Source organism: Pseudoalteromonas luteoviolacea (assembly GCF_018100925.1).
Lineage (GTDB): Bacteria > Pseudomonadota > Gammaproteobacteria > Enterobacterales > Alteromonadaceae > Pseudoalteromonas > Pseudoalteromonas obscura.
Genome location: NZ_JAGJEH010000003.1, coordinates 611,789 through 635,100 on the forward strand (window position 1 = coordinate 611,789; position 23,312 = coordinate 635,100).

A 23,312-nucleotide genomic window follows, 5' to 3' on the forward strand; every position below is an offset into this window, starting at 1 on the left:
TCCTATCCTTTTCGACATGTCCTATGTCTGCACATCCTGTGCTGTCTCCTTTGCCACCTTGGCTCCTCTTCACCTAATCCATCGGCGCTCCTATCCTTTTCGACATGTCCTATGTCTGCACATCCTGTGCTGTCTCCTTTGCCACCTTGGCTCCTCTTCACCTAATCCATCGGCGCTCCTATCCTTTTTGACATTTCCTATGTCTGCACATCCTGTGCTTTATCCTAGCCTCTTGGCTCCTCTTCACTTAGTTCCTTAAGCGCTCCGAACTTCCCGTGTATAACTTTTCCGAAACCTTCCTGGTAGCAATCTTTGCTTTCGCATCCCTTCGTCCTTCAACACCAATAAGTCTACGCACATTAGCGCTAATAAATAGGATATATTCTCAATTAAATAACTTAAAAACTATTGAAACATTAGGTTAATTACATTTAAAACAATAGCTTAAGAACATATTAAAGATACTAACACGCAATACTTCCCACGAATACGCACAAGCTTGTAGGAAAAGTCTTACAGTGTTTTTTCCAAAACGTCTGTTCGTGCTTTAAACAGTAACTCGCCAGAAACCGATCGAAAGACAACTTCTTTGATCAAATGGTAGCCATGCTCTTCAAAAAAGTTCACTTGATTACCCTGTGTGACAAACACAGCCATACCAGACATAAAGTCATTTTCACGTACTAAGGTATCCAGTGCGCTAAGCAGATAATGACCGAAACCCTGCCCTTGATAATGAGGATCTACAGCAATAAAAGATAGGAAATAGTATTCCCCCATTTCGCTTAAATGTGCTTTTATTGTGCGCTCTTTTTCCATGATTTGTTTGGCTTGCAACACGCCCGCCCCCATCATCAATGTCAACCTCCAATGCCAACCAAAGCTCTTCTCTATTCCACAATGTGATGCAAATGCACATGCTACCGCCACTAAGTTATCTTCAATATAGATACCTAATATCGGTTGACCCGACTTGCTAAAACGAGACAACTCCTGGCGTATGAGCGCTCTAAGTTTCGCATCATATTTACTTTGGTTTAGCTCATTTAAAATTTGAATCAGTAATGGATCTTGTCTGTAAGCTTGAAATAGCAGGCTAGCAGCAACATGAATATCTTCTGGCTCAATAAACTTCGCACCAATTGCGGGGAGTTGCGCCTGTTGTTCTGTATTAGACATAATATTCCCTTGTATATTATTTATTCTAAAATAGAGAGTCGTATATAAATGGCTTGGCTGTACTGAATTAAATCTGATGTATAAAACAGCCGTAAATTTACTATAGTTGTAGAGTATTTCTTGTTCAATGGAGAACATATGGATAACAGCTACCACTCACTAAAATCACTATTTGCCCAACTAGGCTTAGAAAATAGTGATGAGAAAATATCGCAATTTATCAACAACAATAAGCTACCTAGCCAAACACTGTTGGTCGATGCGCCATTTTGGAATCAGGGCCAAAAACATTTTATTGAAGAGTCTTTAAGAGAAGATGCTGACTGGAGTGAAATCATAGATACGTTAGATACTTTGTTAAGATGAGCGTCCAATGCACCTCAAAGCTTAGATCTCTCTTTGGGCAAATAAGATAAAAATGATAAACTAAGCTTTATTTTTTGGTCTTTTCTTATGCACCCAGCAGCTCAACAAGCCATCAGTATATTACTTGCCGAAGGTAAAACACCCACAGTGGCCACCGTCAAAGCTAAGTTGACAGAGCCACTGCCTATGCCAGTTATTATTGCCGCATTAGCAGCATATAAAAATAACCCAGATGCTATAACTCAATCTGCAACAATCAGTGCACCTGAACCTACCGAGCCACAAAACCAATTAGACAGAATAGAAGCTAAATTGGACAGACTCCTAGCACTACTAGAAGAGAAAAAGTAATATGTTCGTTGTAGATTTAACATTTGACTGTTACCAAGACACGACCCTTGAAAAGGCTGAGCAGGCCATAAACCAGCTTGTGAATGCATTACGTTTTAATGGTCAGATCATAGGTGATGAATTTCCAACGGTACTCAAAGATGGTTTTTTCGTCACTCGAGTCATGTGCCCGCTCGAAGACTCACTACACCCTTTACATCATAGCCCCTTCGTCAAGCATGCAATTGAGCAGCTGCAACAAGCTGGTTTACTGGCCCCAAAAGTCAAAGTGATTGGTCAAGATATTCACGCTAATGGCGCTGACCTGTGCCAAGCGCCATCTAGCTATATCCTTTATACAACCTATGTCCATACTTGTAGCCCGTTATACTGTGGTGATGACTTTCAACCAGTGCCGCTTTACAACATCCCTGCAATTGCAAATGGTGACTATAAAGCACTCATAAAATGGCAAGAAGATTGGCAAGCTTGTGACCAAATCCAAATCAATGGAGCCACGCGCTGTGAATTTGCCGCTTTAGAAGAGATAACTAGTTTATCCAGTGACTTATCACGCAGAGGCTTAGATCTCTCAAAACGTATTCGCTACCTCACCAAAAAGCCAGTTTACTATTATCTATATCGCGTTGGCGGTGAAAGCCTTGAAAAGGAGAGGCAAAGAAAGTGCCCAGGTTGCGATGGAGACTGGGCACTCAGTGAGCCATGGTTTGGGCTATTCGATTTTAAATGCGATGAGTGTCACTTAGTATCGAATATTTCATGGGATTTTCAGTGATTAAAGCTTAGAGCTGCTAGAAACGATTCGATGTTCTCAGCCAACACATGATGTGTTGGCTTACCGACATACTCTAAGCATACTTCACCACTATTGAGTTTCACCGAGATCAGTAAGTCATCTCTGTCTGTCAAACCGATAAATACGGTGTCATCTTGCTTTAATCGTCGCTTCATTAAAACATGACCAGTAATATTCTGCTGTAAATTTACAAAGTCCTCTTCATTCCATACTTGCAATAACTCAATATCATTACCATCAAATTGGGCGCGGATATTACCCGCAAATACAGCGCCATAATAGGCATGCAATGCAGCTGGAAACTCTACTTCTAATGCTTGAGCAAGATCTTCCAACCCTTGCTGCGGTTGGCGAGTAACCGCTTGCCACTGGATATTGCCAGAAGTATCCGCTTCACCAACCTCACATGCGCTAGGATAGTCTGGATCGTGTGAGATTTGAGGCAGGTGCCCGAGTTGTTGTTTCGTTGTCGTCGCATATTGCTGATGTAACGTTTCCATCATGGTCGTTAAAGATGCCATACTGCCATTCTCATTTTAATTCGCTATAATTCCGGCCATTGTAACCACTATTGGTGAAACATGACAGATTACAACAACGCACCTGAACTCAAAGCATCAGTGCTTGGTAAAACAACCGAATATGCATCTCAGTATGATGCTACCTTGCTGCACCCTATTGCGCGAAAGCTCAACCGTGACCAAATTGCCGTCGATGAGCAAGCATTGCCCTTTAAGGGTGAGGATACCTGGACTGGCTATGAACTTTCTTGGTTAAATAGTAAAGGAAAACCACAAGTTGCAGTCGCGACTTTTGTCTTTCCATGCCAAAGTTCGCATATTATTGAGTCAAAGTCCTTTAAGTTATATTTGAATAGCTTCAATCAGACTCGATTTGCCTCTAAGGAAGAAGTGCATAAATACTTAACCAACGATCTCTCCAAAGCAGCAAATTGTAATGTCACTGTGACACTTTACGGCCCTGATGAGTACAACTGTCTACCATTTACGCAGTTGCCAGGAGAGTGCATTGATGAATTAGATATTGAAGTTGATGCCTATAGCCCTGAAGAGGGGATATTAGCGCACGGCGAGCAAAGCGAGGTTTCCGAAACCTTGTATAGTCATCTTTTGAAATCTAACTGCTTGATCACTTCCCAGCCAGATTGGGCAAGTATCGTGATCCGCTACCAAGGCCAACAGATCTGCAAAGAGTCACTTCTGAAATACTTGATTTCATTTCGCGACCACAATGAATTTCATGAACAGTGTGTTGAACGTATTTACTGTGATATTCAACGCGCACTCAAACCGAAACAGTTGGAAGTCTATGCCCGTTATACTCGTCGCGGAGGGCTAGATATAAACCCTTACCGCTCAAGTGAGCAAGATGCAACCCGCTTTAATATTCGTGTCAACAGACAATAATCACACGCTTCAAAGTGCCGTTACTACGGCACTTTCTTTAACCTTTTCTTCTTGTTGGTACAGCGATAGAACACACATCCACAAAATTGGGGGTAAATTTAAACCATGGCTCTGGTCGATTGGTTCTTGCCACTATCAGCTCCTCAAAATGTGTCGAACTAGTATCAAAAAACTCAAACACACTGTTGTCTTGTGAGGCTATGTCACCCAGAACTTCAACTCCCTTGATGGGGTTAAATAGGCGTCCATTTTCAGGCTCTCTTTGCAACTGCTGAACATGTTGCATCCCCTCCAATACGCGACCGAAGACGGTGATGTTACGATCTAAGTAACGCTGTGGTGCCAGTGTGATATAAAACTCAGTGCCACCACTATTAATCTCAATTCCCCTCGCCATAGCAAAAGTACCAGCACAATGGGTCATCCAAGTTTTTGTACCACCACGATTTTGTCCAACTGCAAAACCATCCAAAAAGCCAGTGCGTATCGCATAACCATCAGAGCCGTCTAACGCCATAATATTCAAAGCTCTGTCTGTTTTGTAAGATAACTCCGCTGCGAGTCGCTTCTGTCCTTTTACGGGGATCTTAGTACCAGTTTGGTCTCCACCTTGCGCAACAAAACCTTCAACAAATCGATATACACTCAAGCCCTCATAAAACCCTTCGCGTGCCAAAAGCTTTATATTATTGGTATGGTTTGGGGCCAATTTGGCATTGAGTTCAACGTAGACATGACCTGTTTCAAGTTCAATTCGAATCACATTGTCATTGTTAATACTGCGCCAAGCACTACTCGGTGCCGTATTCACAATTTCGGAAGGTGCACGCACAACTTTACGGGACTTGTCTGGTTGCTGCATGCAACCGCTCAACATAACCACTGCACATAGCAACGCGGATTTAGCTTTTATCATTTTGTTTTTTATACCATAACTGGGAGTTATTAAGCGGCGCACTCGGTGGGAGACTGCGGTTTCTCAGCTCAATCAATGTACGCTGCTCAAGTGAAAGCTCTTCGACAAGCTTGGCAAAGTGACGAGAAAACAATTGTTCAAAACTGCCATCTTTGAGTGCTTTATTTAAGCCTTCTTGTAGCACTGAATACAGTGCATTATCTTGTTTATCAACGAAAAAATAAACCGCCGATGGATAGTAAAGTAGCAGCTGCTGCTCGGCAAAAGCATTATAGGTTTTTAAAATGTCAGGCAGCTCCAAAATACTGATGGGAATAGCATCAAAACGCTTTGAGGTCAGCATATTTAAAGCGCCGGGTAAAGCGTGAAACGCGTTAACAGACAGCTTGTTGTCAACAAAAATATCATGGTCTGGCCAATCATGCCTCAGCCCATAATGAAAAGACTGTAACTGAGAGATATGGCTCAAATTTGAAAAGCGGTGCTGTTGAGACTGGTCAATCAGTAAAATGCGGTAACCAAGTAACCCTTTTACAATTGGCACCCTGATCGCACGCGCAATGTTTTCTCGCTCAAAGCTGGTTACAGACCAAAAAATATCGATGCCATTGTCTTTGCCCAGTAGGCGGATCGCACGACTCTGAGTTGGGATATTTTTTATATACTGTAATTTATACGGTGTGCTTTGATACGATAGTGCAAGCTCGATCAATTCAATAACGTAAGGATGGGCCCCATCTGTGACTCTTACATATTTTGCTTCTTTAGCAAGGGTCGAACAACAAAACAAGGCAACGAGCAAACAGCTCAAATAGCGCATTAATCACCCCAATCAAACTTGTACAACAGATCAATACTATCGTAGAGACCACTCGTCGCTTCTAAGTAAAGCTTTGAAAATATTCGATAACGTACTGCTATTTCACTCAATGAGGCAAATACACCAACTCTATAGCTGACTTGTACGCTCGGTGTAATGTAACCTGAAAGTTCAACTTGTGTATCATCACCACTTCCCTTTGCCGCTAAATTTATATCTCTTAATCCTAACTTTTTTCCAGCTTTTGTAAATAATCTTTTACTTTTATCAATGCTTTTCGCAAGCAGGAACTGAGCTAATAAGGTATTATTCGAACTTTCTCCAGCACCCAGCCGCGCGCCATTTAACAAATACTCTAATGCTTTAGCCTGATCCATTGCAGGTTCTGCAAAAATAGTTAATTGCGGAGAAGCTATGCTGCCTGTAACAGATACGCCTGCGATGACATCGTCAGCTGTGGTCTCGGGGTTGCGAATCGCTCGAATATTTAGATAAGGCTTGTCTAATGGTCCATTAAACCCGAGTTGTCCAGTTTCAATTAATAAGTCTTGTCCAAACGCCGTATACTTTCCTTCTAGCAAGGATACTTCTCCACCAGCCAAAGGAGCATTGCCAACTTGACGTTCTATATCTAGTGCCCCAGTCAAATACGCATCAAGTCCAAGTGCAACCACCCTAACATCGTCCAGTAACTTGATATCAATATCAGCACGATAGTCTATAAGCGCCCGGCCCTTTTCGGACTCAGTGTCATCTATAATGATCTGGTCATCGCTTACCACAATGGCCTCTTCCGGCAGTGTATCTAAGGTGAATCGAGCAAATGGCACTGACACCACTCCGCGAATATCTATTAACTTCTCAGCATAACCGACTGTCAGATCGGGTGACACAGCCACTTTTACCCCAGGCATAGGTGTGACATGAAGGTTTGTCCCCTTAACGCTTGCATCTAGTGTCAATTCAGATTGCCAATCAACATGCCCTGACACCTGTGCTAATCCATCTTGCGGTGTTTTAAAGCCTCCTTGCAAAGACAGCTGACGCTCATCAAACTCAGTCGATAACGTCAACTCAGTTACTTGCATCGGTAAATAACTCGACTCAACACTCAGGTTTTCAGCATGTAATTGGCCGAAAAGTGATGGGTTACTCAGATCTCCTGAAAAATTGATCGTGCCGTTTAGCGCACCATCCAAGCTTATATCAGGCCAAGAATAGGCACGTGCGTATGGCGTAAATTGATGTAGCTTGATCTCATTAATATGGATATATCCCGTTGCTTGCTGGCTTAATTGCATATCAGCAAAAGACAAACCACCTTTAATTAACCCCAGTTTCTCAAACTCTACATGCCACTGAGCCTCTATATCTTTCTCGCTTGTGGCTAATGACACTTCAAACTCTTGCACATTCAACACATTAATAGGTAAACCCTCGGTGACTTCGACCTCTGCAGGCAAATCAATCGCCACCTGTGCATCTTTAACCCAAAGCTTAGTATCGAGTGCTGCAACATTTCCATGCTTGATGGAGACCTTGCCTGCGCCATTCAGCTTGCCTTGAACAGATACGCCATTATCTATCCATCTCTTTACACTGTTTAGTGGAATATGCTCTAAATTCACACTCATCTCGCCCTGTTGTTCCGCCAACATAGCCGAGGCACACGCCCTACCACCATTGATCAACCAACAAGTGTTTGCCAAACTGAAACTATCTTGGCCTACTTGCAGGTCGACTGGTGCTGCAAGCTTTCCTTTTAAATCGTCAATTGTGAATGCACCTTTTGAGATCTGTCCTCGCCAGATATTTTTATCAAGTAGCCCATGCAGGCTTGTCATCAACGCAAACTGCGCACTCCGCAATGACAAGTGAGCAGCATGAGACTGGCGGTTTCCATCTAAAACAAATTGTAATTGTCCGTGATCGAGCTGTGCTGCATTGATATCAGAAATATCAAGCTCGATCCGTCCCTGATAGTCTTTTTGTGTATCGAGCTGCGCTGACAATGTACCCTGAGCGATTGATATTTTATCTTCTAAGTCAATTTTAGAGAGCTGCGCATTTAGCATTAATTGTGGCTTTGTAACACTACCTTTTACGTGTAGCTGCGCGTCCATCACCGCATCCAAAGGTAACACTTTATTCGCGCTGTGATTTATATTCGCATCGAAACGTAAGTCCGCACTGTCGCCAATCACTCCGGCTGCAATCACTGTGCTGCGACCATATTTAATCTGGGCTTGTTCTAGCTTGCCTATATAATCGTCAGCCATTTCTCCGCTAAGCGCAATTTCCAAAGGCAAGTCTGCCACCTTCCCCTTCAAGTCTAGTTTGGGAATAGTAACTGACCACTGATCATGCACAGACAAAAACCGTACCTCATACTCACCAGATAACGTTGCCGCCTCCTCAATCCCCAAATGTGGTAAAGGAAGTGCATGTAGCCGACCCTGCAATTGTGTTTTCAATCCACTTTGCCATGAAGCCTGAGCTGACAATTCTGAGTATGCATCGCCAACTGTGATACGACTTTTCTCGAAATTAATCTTCGACAAACGCCCTGTCAGAGACATATCTAACAAGATATCTTCGCCAACATCATAATGCCCGGAACTGTCAAATACCGCGTCAATATTGGCTTGATAGTTATCTAAGTCTCCACTACCTGATAGGTTTAAGTGATTCACTCTGCCCACTCGGTCAATGTCTAAACTTGACAGGCGAGCATCAAGGTTAAAGGGCCAATTAACCACTGTAGGTGAAACTTGTAAGGAAATAAGGCCGCTGGCTTTTCCTGATACGCGGCCTCGTAAAATTAGATTATCCATGTCTCCATCAACTAGCAATACTGCTGTCGAGTACACATTGCCATAACTCAAAGCGCCTTTTATAACGCTGGTCGACACATCATACCGCAAGTCCATTCGAGCAATTGCGTCTTTATAGGTAAACTGAAACTGATTGACCTCTGCTACTTGTTGCTCAACACTAATATCAGCACGAATATCACCCAGTATCGTTGGTGCATCGCTCGGCGTCCGGTATACCATCTCTTCTAGATGTAATCGTTGTATGTCAACATCTAGAGGAATGAATACCGAGGGAAGCTGCAAAGGCGCAATTTTATCGGGCACCACAAAAGCACTTTTTTCTGCCACTGCCCGATTGTCGACTATCAATTTTTGTGCGCTGAGGTAGCCCACTTGAATATGAGCATCGCTAGCTTTAGCGGCAAGTCCGAGGTTCTCTGCTGATACCTGTTGCTGCCCAGTATTCAGCGTCATTGATTTGACCGTAAGACTTTCAATGCCAATTGAAAATGGGAGTTTAATATATTCATCACTGGCCTCAGTAGTACTCGTGGGCGCTAAAGATGACGTATTTTTCACCTCTGAGGAATTTGCTAAGTGTACATTTATCTCGCCACTACTTACACTTAGACATAGAGTTGCACAATCAAACCAATTTAGATTCAAATGCAAGTTTTTAGCAGTAACAGTAGCGCCTTGTGCTGTATATTCTAATTGAATCAAACCGCCTGAAAATAACCGCCCAGATAGTAATTCAACTTTGAGTCCCGATACCCAATAATTTGCTGCTAAGAGCAATATTCGGTTTCCTGTGTGCGTTTTACATAGCACTGTGAGCATTATCATTCCAGCGAGTAACAGCATAAGCCACTTGCTTTTCAACAGAAGTAATATGCGCTGTTTCATCATATTTCTGGCCCTATCACAATGCTCAAGCGCGTACTGCGGCTTGGTTTACTCAGTCCCCACGCATGATCTACACGCACAGGCCCTATTGGAGTAATATAGCGCACGCCGAATCCAGCTCCCACAGCCCACTTCTCTTCAAAGTCATTGGTTGCAGTACCCAGATCAACAAACACAGCCGCCCGCCAATTTGGCAAAAATTGATAGTTATACTCTGAGCTGGCCGTAACTAAGTATTTGGCTCCCAGTAATTCCCCCTGCTCACCTTTGGGTGAAATCGATTGAAATGCAAAGCCACGAATACTTTGATCGCCTCCGGCAAAAAAACGTAAATTGAGTGGAGTTTTATCAAAGTCTTTTGCAATAACGGCACCCAGTTCAGCCTTGAGTATCATTAAGTGTCGCTCCTGAAAACTTCTCAGCCACGCTTGTTTCCAATGCACTTTTGTTAACGATGTTGAAGAGATCAGGCTTTCATGGGCTACTTCAATAGTAAATAGCTGTTCACTTCCCCAATACGGCGTCATTCCCCCTTGGCTCTGTTTTTTGGCATAGCTCACTCCCGGCAGTAGCATCTCGGTATCAAGTATAAGTCCAGTTTGCTCACTTCTTTCATGCTCACGTTTTATAAAAGCCGTTCTGACCCAATGGCTTTTCAAAACCCACTGTCTTTGTAATTGTACATTCCATGCTGTCACTTTAACCCCGTCAGTTAAATCATCTTGCAGTTGATAACCCCCCAACACACGCAGTACATCAGTGTTAGGGTCTTCAACTGGGATGGTATAGGTTGCGCTTACATCTTGTTTGCGCTGAGAGATATTCAAATCAGTATTAAAGGAGTGACCAAAATCATTCACCCATGGTTTATTCCATTTACCGCGAAACTTTGCACCAAGATCCGTGCTGTAACCGCCTCCTACTTCAAAGCTGTTGGCAGGCTTATCAGTCACCTCCACTCGGATCGGTACTTGACCAGCAGTACGTGATTTAAGTAAAGGGTATACTTTTACACTGGCAAAATAGGGAGTTTCATTTAAAGCGAGACTAAAATCGCTCAATAACTTTGCGTCATATTTTGTGTGTGGCCTAAAAGGCGCCAGCTCTGTAATAAAATGTGCAGCTTTTGAAGTACCTGATAGTTTCATTTCACCAAATTGATAACGTGCTCCGGAGTCTACGATAAGCTTTGCAGTCCCCTGCTTTACAGTACGATGGATCTCCAGTGTGCTTTGCACCCACACAAAATCAAAATAACCCCGCTCCAATAATGCACTCTCAATTTGATTTTTCGCTACGCTGTATAAATCATGACGGATCTGCTCGCCTTTTTTGATCGGTAAGGAATCGAGCAACAAACTCAATTCCGGATCTTTGCCGCCTTCGCCCATAATTTGCACTTCGACAGATTGCCAACGCAATGCAGGTGCCAATGACAAGGTTATATTGAGACTCTGCGCTTGGCTGGAATAAGTAAGTTCACTTTCAAAGTTATAATAACCCACAGCCTGTAGCGCCAACTGTAAATCGGCCGAAATAGCCTGCTCTTGACGGTGTGTGAAAACAGTATTTTGGTACTTTTTTAAATACAGCTGAGCATTTTCTTCAGCAAGCTCACTGGTGGAGTGTACTTTGATCTCAGAAATTCGTTTTTGCTCATTAGCAAAAACAGGTTGAATATACATACAGAGAGTGATCAAAAAACAAATTAGACGTGACACACAAACCCTTTTAGCAAAGTTATCAACGCTTTGATTCTTTTTAAGCGCTACATACGGGTAAAGCTATCATAAGCTACCGCATATTCTCGACAAATATTTTACTGCGATGCTTTTTATTTCAGCTAGGATAACGGACAATATGCATAATTTTACTAATTGAGTGATGATATGCAATTTCCAAACGATGACAATGGTCAACTGTTATCTGAGATAGCAGCTGCTGGCGTCGATCTTACGCAAATGCAAAAAATTGATTTCTACATATTATTTGAGCAAAAAGATAATGCAGAGCGCTTTATTGAAACCATCAGTAAAGACGATTTAGCACCGCAAACTAAGTTAGGGAAATGTCCAGACACTGGTGTTTGGGAAGTTTTAACTACCGTGACTATGGTTCCAATGCATGAGTTGCTCGCTCAAACAGAGCAATATCTTGAGTCCATCGCAAATGGCCATGAAGGATACGGTGATGGTTGGGGCTTAATGGCACAAGAGTAAGTCCCTGATGAAGCCGCAGACTTATACATACTGCGGCTTGCAATTGTATTAACTTTTGTCTGCAACTCTAAAATTACCCTTATAGTCAAAAATCTTCTCTACTATTTGCCAGCCATACTTCTTATGTTGCTTTGCAATGACAAAATCAGGGGCCGTCAAGGTTGTTATATCAACGTCATTTGCACTTCCCCATTTACCCAACGCATTACCTGATTTAACTCGCTTAGCAAAGTTCTTATGAAAGTAAAACTTGCTGCCTTTGACATTGAAGTCATACACTTCACTTGCTTCAGCGCCATCTTCATCAAAGTAGGTGACTTTAAGTACCTCAGACTTGATAACTTCAGCAGTCATGCCACAACACCGTATGACTAACGCATTTTTCAGATTTAGTGCGTCACGCAACTTGTCGTCTGGATCAGCCATGACTTCGCCACAATTGAGGCATTGGCGTGCGGCGATGTCATTTTCAGCACCACAGTGATCACACTCTTTAAACCGAAAGCGATAATCGCATTGTACCGACTCACCTTCGGCCTCATTCTCTAAAACGCCTTTGCAACGGCGGCCAAAATGTTCAATAACTTTACCTTGCTCATCCAGTTTGCCCCAGAATGTATTGGCAAACCCACAGCCTGGACAAAGAACTTGAACAGGTTCACTGTCTGGGTTGGGTTTAACACTGCCGACTTCTGGGTGAAAAAGGTCAAAGTCGTTACCTGCGTAATCAATGACAAGACAATCTCGTTTACCCTCATCCAAACGAAGACCTCTACCCACAATTTGTTGATATAAACTAACAGATTCAGTGGGTCTCAGGATCGCGATAAAATCCACATGGGGCGCGTCAAACCCGGTCGTTAATACGGACACATTTACTAAAAACTTTATCTGTTTATTCTTAAATCGAACGATAATATTATCGCGTTGTTTGTTTTCAGTATCACCGATAACGAGTTCAGTCTCTGAACTCGGCAAATAACTGGCAATTTCTTTTGCATGTAGCACAGTTGCAGCAAATATCATCACGCCCTGCCGAGACTCTGATTCCTTTAATACATGCTCAATAATACTTTTAGTGGCGCGGGTATGGTTACTTAGCAAGTTATTCATATCACTTTCACTAAACTTGCCAAAACTATCTGGCTTTAATGCTGAAAAATCGTAATTTTCAATCGCTGGATCAACTTTCTTTGGCGGTGTCAAATACTGATTATTGATCATATAGCGCAATGGCAATTCATAAATACACTTTGAAAATGGGCTCTCTTTATCACCTCTTATAAAGCCATGGTAATGCTCGTGATATATCCACCCAAGCCCTAGACGATAAGGCGTTGCAGTTAAGCCCAGTAGCTTTAGTTGCGCATTAAATTCTTTCAGACGGTTTATTACTTGCATATATTGACTGTCTTCGTCGCCACTGACACGGTGACACTCATCGATAATGACTAAAGAATAAAATGTATTTAGTTGCTCTAGATTACGAGCCAATGATTGAACAGATGCAAAAGTGACCTGCTGATCGAGCTCTTTTTTATTTAAACCGGCAGAAAATATGCTCGCTTTTAATCCATAACTCTCATATTTTTGAGCGTTTTGCTCTACCAACTCTTTGACATGTGTCAGTACTAATATTTTCCGCTTTGCAACCCTCGCTAACTCAGCAATAACCAAACTTTTTCCAGCCCCTGTGGGTAATACAATGACAGCAGGATAGTTGCTTTTTCTAAAGTGTGTGATGGTGTTTTCCACCGCTTCTTTTTGGTAGGGTCTTAGCGTATAAATAATGCACCTCAAGTAATCAATCTACGCAAAAGAAAAGTATACCACTGAATCTTCCCGAGGAGCTACGCCAAGGTATAGCCATACATAAAAGTACACAATTATGTAATCGCACAGAAACCCTATATAAGGTACAACAATATATTTTGTAATTATTATAGGTAATTAATTCAATAGTAAAAAAGAAATAGTTTTAGAATAAAAGAGAAGTAAGGTTCTATCGAAGTATATAAATGGAAGCAGGTAAGCCGTGGTTTTGTATTGAAAATAAAAACAGGTGAAGCAATTTAGTGCTCCACCTGCTAAAACGAATAGTTCCTTTCAATTTAGAAAGTGATTAAAAATATTTTATACTTATATCTTATAATCATCTAAATTTACGTTTGCGAACGCTTTTGGTGTTTTACCGCGCCCGGTCCACTCATGGACTTTACCATCGATTTCAATTCGATATTTTGGACTGACTTTGCTGCGCTTGTCCATAGCACCAGAACCAACTAAGTCATCTAGCGTTAATCCCTTTTCTTTTAGCAGAGCTAGTACTTCTTCTTTAGCTTGTGCTTGCTCTTGTTGTTGAGCAATTGCATCTTGAAGTAGTTCATGTGCTTTAGTTAGCTCACTGAAGCTAGCATTTTTAATAAAAGATTTTATTTCACGCATTAGATTTCTCTCACAAAGTGTTGATTACAATTTTCATTGAAGTATTAAAAAGCTCTAATACTGAGAGTATATTATATTTATATAATTTCAAATTAATAGACATTATTTTAATCAAATCGTGATTTATTAAAAATAGGTACACCTTAACAATTAACATAACCTGCATTAACTTTTTTCATTTTGCATGTGTCAGAATTTTATTAAGCCCATGTTTAATAAAGAATTAGCATATCTTGTTCTGACGAGGATTCACTATTTTTCTAATAAAAATTTCAACATTCTTTTCTCTTTAACTTTTAAACTATCTAAGTTATCAGACCTCTTTTTAATAGATTTATCAGTCAACTCAAGGTTAGGCTTCCTGAAACTACGTGGAAAACCAATGCAACTCAATCAGAATTAACTGCACATTTGTAAGACCACACAACTAAAATTTGAAAATAAGAGAACCAGAATCCAGCCATAATCGTATTACAAACAACTCAAACCAATATAGTCGAATAATACTAGTTACTGCGCGAACATGACTAATTTAGAGGGATACAGATACATAGCACACGTGGATAACCAAAGCTTTCACATCGCATAGTTTGGTCAAAAAAAGAGTTAGACAAAATGAAAGTGATTATAAATAGTCACTCACCTTTATTATCGAGAGCTACCTAACTGTGGGTTATTCGTGCTTGAGTTAGCCAATTTATAGCGTCTAACTTTGGTAAGCTAACAATTTGGTTTAGATTCAAAAAAGGCTGCAAAAGCAGCCTTATTATTACATCCAATAAATGGTGTTACATAATGGTTATTCTACAACCTGCCAATCTATTGTAGCGCCTGCTTTAATTGGCACAACATTAGTGTCACCAAGTGGATATGACTCTGGTACTTGCCAAGCACTCTTCTCCAACGTAATGGTATCCCGATTGCGCTCCAAGCCATAAAAGTCTGGGCCAAAGAAGCTCGCAAAACCTTCTAGCTTATCCAGTGCACCCGCTTCTTCAAAAGCTTCAGCGTATAACTCTATTGCCGCATGTGCGGTATATGCTCCCGCACAGCCACACGCAGCTTCTTTTTTATCTTTTGCGTGCGGAGCAGAATCCGTACCTAAGAAAAACTTTTTGCTTCCACTGGTCGCAGCATCAATTAAAGCCTGCTGGTGAATATTGCGCTTAAGGATAGGAAGACAGTAATAGTGAGGTCTTATCCCACCAGCTAACATATGATTGCGATTGTATAGCAGGTGATGTGCTGTAATAGTCGCCGCCACATTGTCCGGTGCAGAGCGAACAAACTCTACCGCATCTTTTGTCGTGATATGCTCAAGTACAATTTTTAACTTTGGAAATGCATCAACAATTTTTGCCAACTTAGTCTCAATAAACACTTTTTCTCTGTCAAAAATGTCGATAGACGAGTCAGTTACTTCACCGTGGATCAATAACAGCATACCCACTTCCTGCATTGCCTCTAATGCTGGATATACTTTTTCTATATCGGTTACACCTGAATCAGAGTTAGTCGTCGCCCCCGCTGGGTACAACTTGGCAGCAAAAATATGACCGCTTGCTTTTGCTTTTTTGATTTCTTCAGGCGTCGTTTTGTCTGTTAAATATAAAACCATTAACGGTTCAAAACCCGCTTTTGGCCCAGCTGCCATAATACGATCTCGATATGCTAGCGCAGTGTCTGTACAAGTCGCTGGAGGTACTAGGTTAGGCATAATAATTGCGCGGCCCATATATCGACTAATATCGCGCACAGTATCTTTAAGAACTTCACCGTCTCTTAAGTGTACGTGCCAATCATCTGGGCGAGTAATGGTAAGGGTCTGATTACTTGTCATTGCTAATTTCCACTGCTGAATTTGCCCGATCATAGGCGCTGTAAGGCTTTTAGTAAAGCTATTCAAGGTATTTTGTAGGCGACATAATGTGCTGGCTCAACTGTATTCCTGCGGTGTTCATTTGGATGTAATGCTAAATAAGGTATCAATATATAAAAGGCTTAACACATTTACGTCCCAACCGTACCTGTTTAAAGTACGGATTGTGCGCTTTTTTTTACAGTGGTATTTCTACTTTTTTACAACATAATTTGAGATTACATTGTTAAGTAAGATAACGTACAATCAATGTCCAACCGAGTATTGCCTATGCTGTTAGAAAAAAAACTAGAATCAAAAACAGAACAGTTGAGCATTATCAATCAGTTTTCATCCTCGTTATTGCAAATTACCCACTTAGAAGAGCTATTTGATTACGTTACTTCACAAGTTGTTAAACGCTTAGGTTTTGTTGATTGTGTAATTTATTTAGCTGATCAAGATTGCCAGTGTTTAGAGGTTGTTGCCAGTATGGGTGTTGCACAACACAGTGAACGCTATGAGGTAGCACAGCAGACTATTCCAATCGCGGCCGGAATAACTGGCCATGTTGCACGAACAAAAAAACCATTTATATCTGGTGACTTGTCTCTAGAGCCGATGTATATCGCGGATTCCCAGCCTGCGCTCTCCGAGCTTTGCGTTCCGTTGGTATATAAAGAACAATTAATCGGCGTCATCGATTGCGAACATCCAGAGCAAAACTATTTTACTTCAAGCCACTTACAAATACTCTCAACCGTCGCTCACTTATTAAGCGCCAAAATATACCAAGTTCGCACGGTAGACCACCTCACGGCAACGGTTTCTCAGCTCAATGAAGCGCAGCTAATCGAAAAATGTATCCTGAAAATCGCCAATATAACTTACCATTCTCAAGAGCTTGATACGTTTTACGATGAGCTTTATAAAATAATCAATACCGTGTTACCAGCTAACAATTGCTTTATCGGCATCTACGATACCAAACAAGATATGCTTGAGATCGAGTATTTAATAGAGGATGGTAATAAGTGTCTTGCGCAGCAAAAAGTGTCCAAGTCGCAACTGAAGCATACCGCTTCATATTATGTGATCCGGACACAGTCCGCCTTATTGTGTGACCACCAGCAATTTCAGCACCATATTAGTCAAGGTCATTTTGAAATGATAGGCCGCTCTCCCCAAGCTTGGCTTGGGGTGCCTTTTATAGTCAATGATCAATATCAAGGCGTGATTGTTTTGCAAAGTTATGAGCAACATGAAACATTTAATCGCCAGCACTACACGATCCTAACTTATATAAGTCGACAAATTAGTATGGCCATTGACCGTCGATTGGCTAAACAAGCGCTCGAGCATAGAGCCTTACACGACGACTTAACAGGGTTAGCCAACCGCTACTTATTAATAGAGAGAATGAAGCATGCAATCTTATCTCTCGGTCGCCAAACACAGTCAAATCTTCACTGCCTGATTTACCTCGATCTCGACCGCTTTAAAAGTATCAACGACTCTTTAGGTCACGATGTAGGCGATCGCTTTTTAATAGCGATAGTTAAAGCACTACAAACATGCATTCGTAAAACAGATACCTTTGCCAGACTCGGCGGCGACGAGTTTGCTATCTTCATGGAAAATATCCAAGATGAAGAGCAAGTCGCAAAAGCACTACAAAGATTGACGCAAGCAATTGCAAACCCATTCACTATAGATACACATGTGCTGCAGGCATCTAGCAGTATTGGGGTCGCATTCACCGAACACGACTCGGACAATGCCATCACACTGTTACAACAAGCCGATGCGGCCATGTACGAAGCTAAATCTGCCGGGCGAAGCCAGGTCCGTTATTTTAACAATGCCATGCGTAGTAAATTGAAACATCAAGCAGACATAGAAAATGATTTACAGCATGGAATTCTTAATGACGAGTTTGAATTGTTCTACCAACCAATTTTTACGTTAAATCAGCCCAAGGTAGTCAGCTTTGAAGCACTGGTTCGCTGGCATCATCCAAAAAATGGATTAGTTGCACCTGATCAATTTATTCCTATTGCCGAAAGTACGGGGCAAATTATCGAATTAGACCGACATATTTTAACCCTTGCAGCAAAGCAATTATCAAATTGGCGGCAACAAGGTGTGTCAGACATAAAAATGACTGTCAATGTCTCATCTCGGCACTTTGCAAGTTTAGAGTTTATTGAATATATCCACGCGCTGTACGACGAGTATAAATTGCCAAGCGGCAGTTTATGTTTAGAAATTACAGAATCGGGCCTCATTGAAAACTTAAACCTCGCCACTAAAATCATTAACGGTATTACTCCGCTAGGCGTACAGCTGTACCTAGATGACTTTGGGACCGGCTACTCAGCGCTCGGTTATTTACATCAGCTACCCATTCACGTTTTAAAAATAGACAAAAGCTTTGTAGAGCAACTTTCAACAAAGGACAGCCCGCTTATCGACGCCATTTTATCGCTGGCAAAGTCATTGCAGTTGAAGGTGGTTGCTGAGGGAATTGAAACGCCAAAACAGTGGGCAAGGTTAAAACGTAAAGGGTGTCAGTTGGGACAAGGGTATTTGGTTTCTCGACCAATGCCGAGTCAAAAGGCGCTGGCTTTTTTACATGCGCAATCAGCCAAAGTAATTGAACACTCAGATTAAGTATTACTAGATATGCCCGCGTAGGGCATATCTAGGTTCGTACATTTCAACTCCTTTGAGCAATTAAGAGCACAAATCAGCTATCGCCTCAATGATGTCATTGAATTCGGAGTAACCCATATGTGTGTGTATTTGCGTTTCATTCTTTACACTACCAGCAGAAACACGAAAAGTGTATGCTGCCCAATCTAAATAAGCTGACCACTGCGACTCTTTGAGTGGCATCCCTGCCCTGAATGCAGGTTCGTCAATTTGGATGATCTCGATACCTGCATTTTACAGGTCAACAACTTCATCCCGAAGTGCCAAGGCAATTTGATGGGCAATTCCTTGTTTATCTCCATCATCACGGATAAAAGACCAAAATAGTAGCGTAATGAGCCCCGTTAACCTGCCTTTTATCTTCTTTTTAGTTAACGAGTGGGCAAACGCAGTCCAGCCAAGAGTCATAGGCCTAGCTCTTGCAACGTTTCCCCAAATGACAGGCGGTTTAACACAGCGAGAGCCATAACTTTGCACCCAACCAAATTACGTACAGGCGAATCCATCTAGCAATTCACCAAAATGCTCAACCATATCATTTCGCTCAGCTTCACCGTGGACCAGCACATCCAAATCAAGTGCCTCTTGTGCATGCACTGCATCGCAAATTTCGGCCTCCATTTTTGCGTGATAAGCGGCTTCTGTAAGCTCTCCAACTTTAAAAGCGCGTCGTGCGACTCTAATCGACTGTGTCTGTGGAAATGAACCTATGGTTGTGGTTGGCAATAAAGGTAACTGTAAAACATTCGCCAGCTTTAGACTGCGTGTTGAAAAGGGATTGTTACGCTGACCATCTGTTTCCGTTAATTTAGCTACTCTTGCTTGAACATCTAGGTTATTTACTCGTGGTCAATTCTTTCTCGCTTTGATAGGCGCTGAATAATCAGCAATCGTAGTACAGCCGTCAGTTGACAATGCCTTCTTGAACAGAGATAACTCGGTACCCTTTTGTCTCGCAAAGACGAGCCAAGATCTCATTTCAGAGTCGAGTTTTTCCTCTTGTTCAAGATCGACAGGCGTGTGAAGCAATGAACATGATGGCGCTATCCATAGGCAATCTCCTCGTTTTTTCTACCGTTGATAATACCCAAAGACAATATTTGCTCATCACGCAATAGTACATCGAGTTTTTCAATACCTGGCTCACCAGTCACACAGTCAAAATGTATGCCTTCAACAAGGTAAGAGGCGATGTCCTGATAACAATTGGCCACCGAGTCAAAGTAGCTTGCAAGTAATATTTTAAAGCCCTGACCGGACAATTTATCTAGGCTGGTTTTTAATGCAGATCGATAACTGTCGTCAATTTCCAGTGCTAAAATAGGCTCATCGATTTGAACCCACTCAATATTTTGCTCTGCGAGCTTTGCCAATATTTGTTGATAAACATTCAACAAACTATCTAGCAATGTCAGTTTGTCAAACTCTTCTCCTGCACATTTTGCCAAAAATAAATAAGTAACAGGACCTATCAACACAGGCTTTACTTTATATCTAAACTGCTGAGCTTCACTAACTTGCTCAAATAACTCCTGCCAGCCTAGTTTAAAAGCTTGGTTAATACTCAACTCAGGTACAATGTAGTGATAATTGGTGTTAAACCACTTAGCCATTTCACCCGCAGCACATACACAACCAGAAGGTGTGCGACCTCGAGCAATGCGAAATAAAGTGTCAATATTGGCGTCATCACAGCTTTGGCGATGACGTTCAGGTATTGCTCCAATCAACATTGAAGTCGTCAATACATGATCACACCAAGCAAAGTCTCCGACAGGTAATAGCTCAATACCTTGCTCTGCCTGTAAAGCCAATTCTCAGCACGGATCGCACGCCCTTTTTCGATCAACTCTGTGCGAGAGATCTTACCAGCCCGGTAACTTTCTAGTGCAAATTTGAGTTCACGCTTTTTGCCAATGCGGGGAAAACCTAAATTATGAATAGTGACCATGATGAATTACCCCGCCTTAGATATTTAGACGTCTAAAACCTAATTCTAATGTAGATTTTTCTCAACTGATCGATTCTCAAATGCAACTTGAGCAAAATTAAATTGTATTTTTTTTAAAAAAAGTTAAATAAATAATGACAACGCTGTCAAAAATAGTGTTATAGTGATTTAGTGAAATTTTGAACAATCGCTGGTGGAATTGTAGACGTCTAGACGTTGAATGACCTGCTAGTACAGCGTAATATGGATGTAATCTGAGTTTTACTCACGTTTAGAATGAGATTTATTAATGATGATAGACATTAAGCACCTAAAAACCATTGCTACCCTGAAAGATACTGGATCACTGGTGAACACTGCACGTGAGTTATTTTTAACTCAGTCTGCTTTGTCTCATCAAATTAAAGATCTAGAAAATAAATTAGATTGTCAATTATTTGAACGTAAAACCCAACCTGTGCGGTTCACCCCACAAGGTATGTTGCTATTAGAGCTAGCCGGTGAAGTATTACCTAAAGTAGAAGCAACTAAATGCCGACTCAAAGAAAGCTTGAATCAACCAATATCTCAACTAAAGTTGAGTGTTGAATGCCACGCCTGCTTTCATTGGTTATTACCAACTATCAAAGAGTTCAATAATTTTTGGCCAGATATCCGCGTAGATTACGAACAAGGATTCAGCTATGACGCGATCCCTGAGTTACTAAATGACGAGTTGGATATTGTACTTACTTCAGATATTAGAGAGCCTGAACAGCTGGAATATGCACACGTTTTTGATTTCAAACTGAAGTTAATTGTTGCACCGGATCATGAACTTGCCAAAAAAGCCTATGTCACGGCACTAGATCTCAAAGATGAAACAATCATTTCTTACCCGATCCCTAAAGAGCGACAAGATATATTTAAGCACTTTATTCAAAATGCTCGCTTTGATGGTACACTCAAGTCGGTCGATCAGGGCCTTCTGATCTTTCAACTAGTCAGTGCTGGTATGGGTGTCGCAGCACTGCCGGATTGGCTAGTAACACCATATGAAAGCCAGGGACTTATAAAGTCCATTCCACTCGGTGCACTCGGCCTCAGTCGCCCAATGTACCTAGCAATGAAAAAGAGCATGAAAGATAACCCTGTTTACAGACACTTTTTGAATACGTGTAAGCAATCTATTAGCCGATAATAGACAGACAGGGTAAACTAGCTCTAACTGGGAAAGTTAGAGCTAATTATGTTTGAACTAAAAAAAATTCTCGGTAGCCTACTGATGCCGCTACCTATGTCTCTTATTATTATTTTTCTTTTATTACTGCTTACCTCTAAAGCAAACAAAAAAAGCTACCTAGCCTGTCTAAGCACTGTTCTAACGTTATGGATGATCAGTACCCCTTTTTTTGCAAACTTCATAATTACGTACAAAGAGCAAACTCAGAAAACATTCTCTGTAAAAGCACACCCGCAGATTGATGCAATTGTCGTTCTGGGCAGCGGCGTGCACCCCAATACAAAGCTAACAGCAAATCAGCAACTTTCGAGTACAGGCATAGCAAGACTTGTTGAGGGCATTAGACTTGCGCGCATTTACCCTAATGCTGAATTAATTGTCTCCGGCGCAGGTTTAAGCAATGTAACAAGTAGCGAGCTCATGGCACAAGCAGCCCTATCTTTGGGGATCAGTTCACATCGCATTAGACAAAACCCAAAAGCTTATGACACTGCTCAAGAGGCCAAACTTTTAGCGCCGCGTTTAGTAGACAGCAAGGTGATCCTCGTTACGTCAGCGAGCCATATGCGTCGTGCACAAGATCTCTTCTCTGCACAGGGAATTGATACGTATCCTTCCCCTGCTGAAGTATTCAGCTACCACAATACCCCAACTTATATGAAATTTATTGCCTCTAGCAGCGTACTAAACACCATTACAGCCTATACTCACGAGTGGATTGGCCAAAAGTGGATAACCCTTAGGCGAGCGCTAGACAGTGAAGCCCTGTGAGCACATGTACGGTAAAAAGGTGTAAATTGCATAAAGTTAGACCTAATGAAACTTGAATCTGTGCTTAAAAACGCAAAAAATTGAAAAATTGCTCAAAAATAGGTATAAATGGCGTTTATTCTTAACCTGCGTATCCACGTACAACACGACTGGGATCTACGATGAGTAAACTTGATAAGACTGAAGTTCTAAGCGCATTTGAAGCTGCTTATGAAGCTGTGAATGGCAAAAAGCCTGAAATCACAATCAAACCAGGCTGGTACAGCATTGATGGCGGCAAAAATATGCGCCTAGCTGACGTCGCGGCATTAACCGAAGAACTAACTTCAGGTTCTGCTGGCACTAAAGCGGAAGCAAAGCCAGCTAAAAAGCCGGCAGCAAAAAAAGCAGCACCAGCTGTTAAAGCAAAAGCTGCTGCCTTTAACGTTGTAACAGCAAACGAAGAAGGCTACAAGGCTGAGGAAGCTTGGATTGTAGAGCTTGCAGAGAAAGACCACGACTGTCGTCTTCCTCGCGGTGTTGTTTAAGCACTAAATGTGTGGTGCCACATTCAT

Annotated in this window: 18 protein-coding genes and 2 pseudogenes; 9 read left to right on the forward strand and 11 right to left on the reverse strand. The window is 41.7% G+C overall.

The window, feature by feature from the left end:
- Window positions 1-513 precede the first annotated feature (513 nt).
- Window positions 514-1,179, reverse strand: coding sequence for a GNAT family N-acetyltransferase (locus tag J8M00_RS08790; RefSeq protein WP_211009877.1), 666 nt, complete (start codon window positions 1,177-1,179; stop codon window positions 514-516).
- A gap of 138 nt (window positions 1,180-1,317) precedes the next feature.
- Between J8M00_RS08790 and J8M00_RS08795 the strand changes: the two genes are divergently transcribed.
- The 3 genes from J8M00_RS08795 (at window position 1,318) to J8M00_RS08805 (ending at window position 2,671) form a co-directional block, all read left to right on the forward strand.
- Window positions 1,318-1,545, forward strand: coding sequence for a DUF2789 domain-containing protein (locus J8M00_RS08795; protein ID WP_211009878.1), 228 nt, complete (start codon window positions 1,318-1,320; stop codon window positions 1,543-1,545).
- Between the two features lie 87 nt (window positions 1,546-1,632).
- Window positions 1,633-1,896, forward strand: coding sequence for a hypothetical protein (locus J8M00_RS08800; RefSeq protein ID WP_211009879.1), 264 nt, complete (start codon window positions 1,633-1,635; stop codon window positions 1,894-1,896).
- 1 nt (window position 1,897) lies between these two features.
- Window positions 1,898-2,671, forward strand: a complete 774-nt coding sequence (locus J8M00_RS08805) for a Zn-ribbon-containing protein (protein ID WP_211009880.1) — start codon at window positions 1,898-1,900, stop codon at window positions 2,669-2,671.
- On the opposite strand, the gene syd is transcribed toward J8M00_RS08805, so the two are convergent.
- Entirely contained in the window at window positions 2,665-3,213 is a 549-nt protein-coding gene (syd, locus tag J8M00_RS08810; protein ID WP_211009881.1) for a SecY-interacting protein, read from the reverse strand. The genes J8M00_RS08805 and syd overlap by 7 nt on opposite strands.
- Window positions 3,214-3,273: 60 nt before the next feature.
- On the opposite strand from syd, the gene queF reads away from it, so the two are divergent.
- Window positions 3,274-4,119 (forward strand): NADPH-dependent 7-cyano-7-deazaguanine reductase QueF, encoded by an 846-nt coding sequence (gene queF, locus J8M00_RS08815; RefSeq protein WP_211009882.1) that lies wholly within the window; start codon window positions 3,274-3,276, stop codon window positions 4,117-4,119.
- 37 nt (window positions 4,120-4,156) lie between these two features.
- On the opposite strand, the gene J8M00_RS08820 is transcribed toward queF, so the two are convergent.
- Genes J8M00_RS08820 through J8M00_RS08835 form a run of 4 tightly spaced genes read right to left on the reverse strand, consistent with a single transcriptional unit; the run spans window position 4,157 to window position 11,298 of the window.
- Window positions 4,157-5,035, reverse strand: a complete 879-nt coding sequence (locus tag J8M00_RS08820; RefSeq protein WP_211009883.1) for a peptidylprolyl isomerase — start codon at window positions 5,033-5,035, stop codon at window positions 4,157-4,159.
- Window positions 5,022-5,855, reverse strand: coding sequence for a transporter substrate-binding domain-containing protein (locus tag J8M00_RS08825; protein ID WP_211009884.1), 834 nt, complete (start codon window positions 5,853-5,855; stop codon window positions 5,022-5,024). The genes J8M00_RS08820 and J8M00_RS08825 overlap by 14 nt, the downstream gene beginning before the upstream one ends.
- Entirely contained in the window at window positions 5,855-9,580 is a 3,726-nt protein-coding gene (locus J8M00_RS08830) for a translocation/assembly module TamB domain-containing protein (RefSeq protein WP_211009885.1), read from the reverse strand. Before J8M00_RS08830 ends, J8M00_RS08825 begins: the two co-directional genes overlap by 1 nt.
- On the reverse strand, window positions 9,577-11,298 hold the full coding sequence (locus J8M00_RS08835; RefSeq protein ID WP_211009886.1) for an autotransporter assembly complex protein TamA: 1,722 nt from the start codon (window positions 11,296-11,298) through the stop codon (window positions 9,577-9,579). Before J8M00_RS08835 ends, J8M00_RS08830 begins: the two co-directional genes overlap by 4 nt.
- A gap of 168 nt (window positions 11,299-11,466) precedes the next feature.
- On the opposite strand from J8M00_RS08835, the gene J8M00_RS08840 reads away from it, so the two are divergent.
- On the forward strand, window positions 11,467-11,796 hold the full coding sequence (locus tag J8M00_RS08840; protein WP_211009887.1) for a ribonuclease E inhibitor RraB: 330 nt from the start codon (window positions 11,467-11,469) through the stop codon (window positions 11,794-11,796).
- Between the two features lie 48 nt (window positions 11,797-11,844).
- On the opposite strand, the gene J8M00_RS08845 is transcribed toward J8M00_RS08840, so the two are convergent.
- The 3 genes from J8M00_RS08845 to pyrC form a co-directional block, all read right to left on the reverse strand.
- A complete protein-coding gene (locus J8M00_RS08845) occupies window positions 11,845-13,587 on the reverse strand; it encodes a DEAD/DEAH box helicase family protein (RefSeq protein WP_211009934.1) in 1,743 nt (580 codons plus the stop codon).
- Between the two features lie 348 nt (window positions 13,588-13,935).
- Complete coding sequence (locus tag J8M00_RS08850; protein WP_023400905.1) at window positions 13,936-14,241, reverse strand: H-NS histone family protein; 306 nt, start codon at window positions 14,239-14,241, stop codon at window positions 13,936-13,938.
- A gap of 799 nt (window positions 14,242-15,040) precedes the next feature.
- Window positions 15,041-16,081, reverse strand: a complete 1,041-nt coding sequence (pyrC, locus tag J8M00_RS08855; protein WP_211009888.1) for a dihydroorotase — start codon at window positions 16,079-16,081, stop codon at window positions 15,041-15,043.
- 288 nt (window positions 16,082-16,369) lie between these two features.
- On the opposite strand from pyrC, the gene J8M00_RS08860 reads away from it, so the two are divergent.
- Complete coding sequence (locus J8M00_RS08860; RefSeq protein WP_432652261.1) at window positions 16,370-18,772, forward strand: bifunctional diguanylate cyclase/phosphodiesterase; 2,403 nt, start codon at window positions 16,370-16,372, stop codon at window positions 18,770-18,772.
- Window positions 18,773-18,835: 63 nt separating this feature from the next.
- Here J8M00_RS08860 and J8M00_RS28225 read toward each other — a convergent pair.
- Both J8M00_RS28225 and J8M00_RS28230 read right to left on the reverse strand, forming a co-directional pair.
- Window positions 18,836-19,540: pseudogene (locus tag J8M00_RS28225) on the reverse strand (hypothetical protein).
- Between the two features lie 317 nt (window positions 19,541-19,857).
- Window positions 19,858-20,765: pseudogene (locus J8M00_RS28230) on the reverse strand (hypothetical protein).
- A gap of 292 nt (window positions 20,766-21,057) precedes the next feature.
- Between J8M00_RS28230 and J8M00_RS08870 the strand changes: the two are divergent.
- From J8M00_RS08870 to J8M00_RS08880, 3 genes are all read left to right on the forward strand, one after another.
- The gene (locus J8M00_RS08870; RefSeq protein WP_211009936.1) at window positions 21,058-21,945 is read left to right on the forward strand and encodes a LysR substrate-binding domain-containing protein; all 888 of its coding nucleotides are present in this window, start codon (window positions 21,058-21,060) and stop codon (window positions 21,943-21,945) included.
- A gap of 48 nt (window positions 21,946-21,993) precedes the next feature.
- A complete protein-coding gene (locus J8M00_RS08875; protein ID WP_211009889.1) occupies window positions 21,994-22,758 on the forward strand; it encodes a YdcF family protein in 765 nt (254 codons plus the stop codon).
- Between the two features lie 161 nt (window positions 22,759-22,919).
- Window positions 22,920-23,285, forward strand: coding sequence for a hypothetical protein (locus J8M00_RS08880; protein ID WP_211009890.1), 366 nt, complete (start codon window positions 22,920-22,922; stop codon window positions 23,283-23,285).
- Window positions 23,286-23,312: the final 27 nt, after the last annotated feature.

What these genes read in the sequence shown, in the direction of transcription:
- J8M00_RS08870 (WP_211009936.1), top strand. Translation starts at nt 21,058, where the DNA reads ATGATAGACATTAAGCACCTAAAAACCATTGCTACCCTGAAAGATACT.
- J8M00_RS08825 (WP_211009884.1), bottom strand. Translation starts at nt 5,855, where the DNA reads ATGCGCTATTTGAGCTGTTTGCTCGTTGCCTTGTTTTGTTGTTCGACC.
- J8M00_RS08830 (WP_211009885.1), bottom strand. Translation starts at nt 9,580, where the DNA reads ATGATGAAACAGCGCATATTACTTCTGTTGAAAAGCAAGTGGCTTATG.
- J8M00_RS08840 (WP_211009887.1), top strand. Translation starts at nt 11,467, where the DNA reads ATGCAATTTCCAAACGATGACAATGGTCAACTGTTATCTGAGATAGCA.
- pyrC (WP_211009888.1), bottom strand. Translation starts at nt 16,081, where the DNA reads ATGACAAGTAATCAGACCCTTACCATTACTCGCCCAGATGATTGGCAC.
- queF (WP_211009882.1), top strand. Translation starts at nt 3,274, where the DNA reads ATGACAGATTACAACAACGCACCTGAACTCAAAGCATCAGTGCTTGGT.
- J8M00_RS08860 (WP_432652261.1), top strand. Translation starts at nt 16,370, where the DNA reads ATGTCCAACCGAGTATTGCCTATGCTGTTAGAAAAAAAACTAGAATCA.
- J8M00_RS08850 (WP_023400905.1), bottom strand. Translation starts at nt 14,241, where the DNA reads ATGCGTGAAATAAAATCTTTTATTAAAAATGCTAGCTTCAGTGAGCTA.
- J8M00_RS08795 (WP_211009878.1), top strand. Translation starts at nt 1,318, where the DNA reads ATGGATAACAGCTACCACTCACTAAAATCACTATTTGCCCAACTAGGC.
- J8M00_RS08880 (WP_211009890.1), top strand. Translation starts at nt 22,920, where the DNA reads ATGAGTAAACTTGATAAGACTGAAGTTCTAAGCGCATTTGAAGCTGCT.
- J8M00_RS08820 (WP_211009883.1), bottom strand. Translation starts at nt 5,035, where the DNA reads ATGATAAAAGCTAAATCCGCGTTGCTATGTGCAGTGGTTATGTTGAGC.
- J8M00_RS08800 (WP_211009879.1), top strand. Translation starts at nt 1,633, where the DNA reads ATGCACCCAGCAGCTCAACAAGCCATCAGTATATTACTTGCCGAAGGT.
- J8M00_RS08805 (WP_211009880.1), top strand. Translation starts at nt 1,898, where the DNA reads ATGTTCGTTGTAGATTTAACATTTGACTGTTACCAAGACACGACCCTT.
- syd (WP_211009881.1), bottom strand. Translation starts at nt 3,213, where the DNA reads ATGGCATCTTTAACGACCATGATGGAAACGTTACATCAGCAATATGCG.
- J8M00_RS08790 (WP_211009877.1), bottom strand. Translation starts at nt 1,179, where the DNA reads ATGTCTAATACAGAACAACAGGCGCAACTCCCCGCAATTGGTGCGAAG.
- J8M00_RS08875 (WP_211009889.1), top strand. Translation starts at nt 21,994, where the DNA reads ATGTTTGAACTAAAAAAAATTCTCGGTAGCCTACTGATGCCGCTACCT.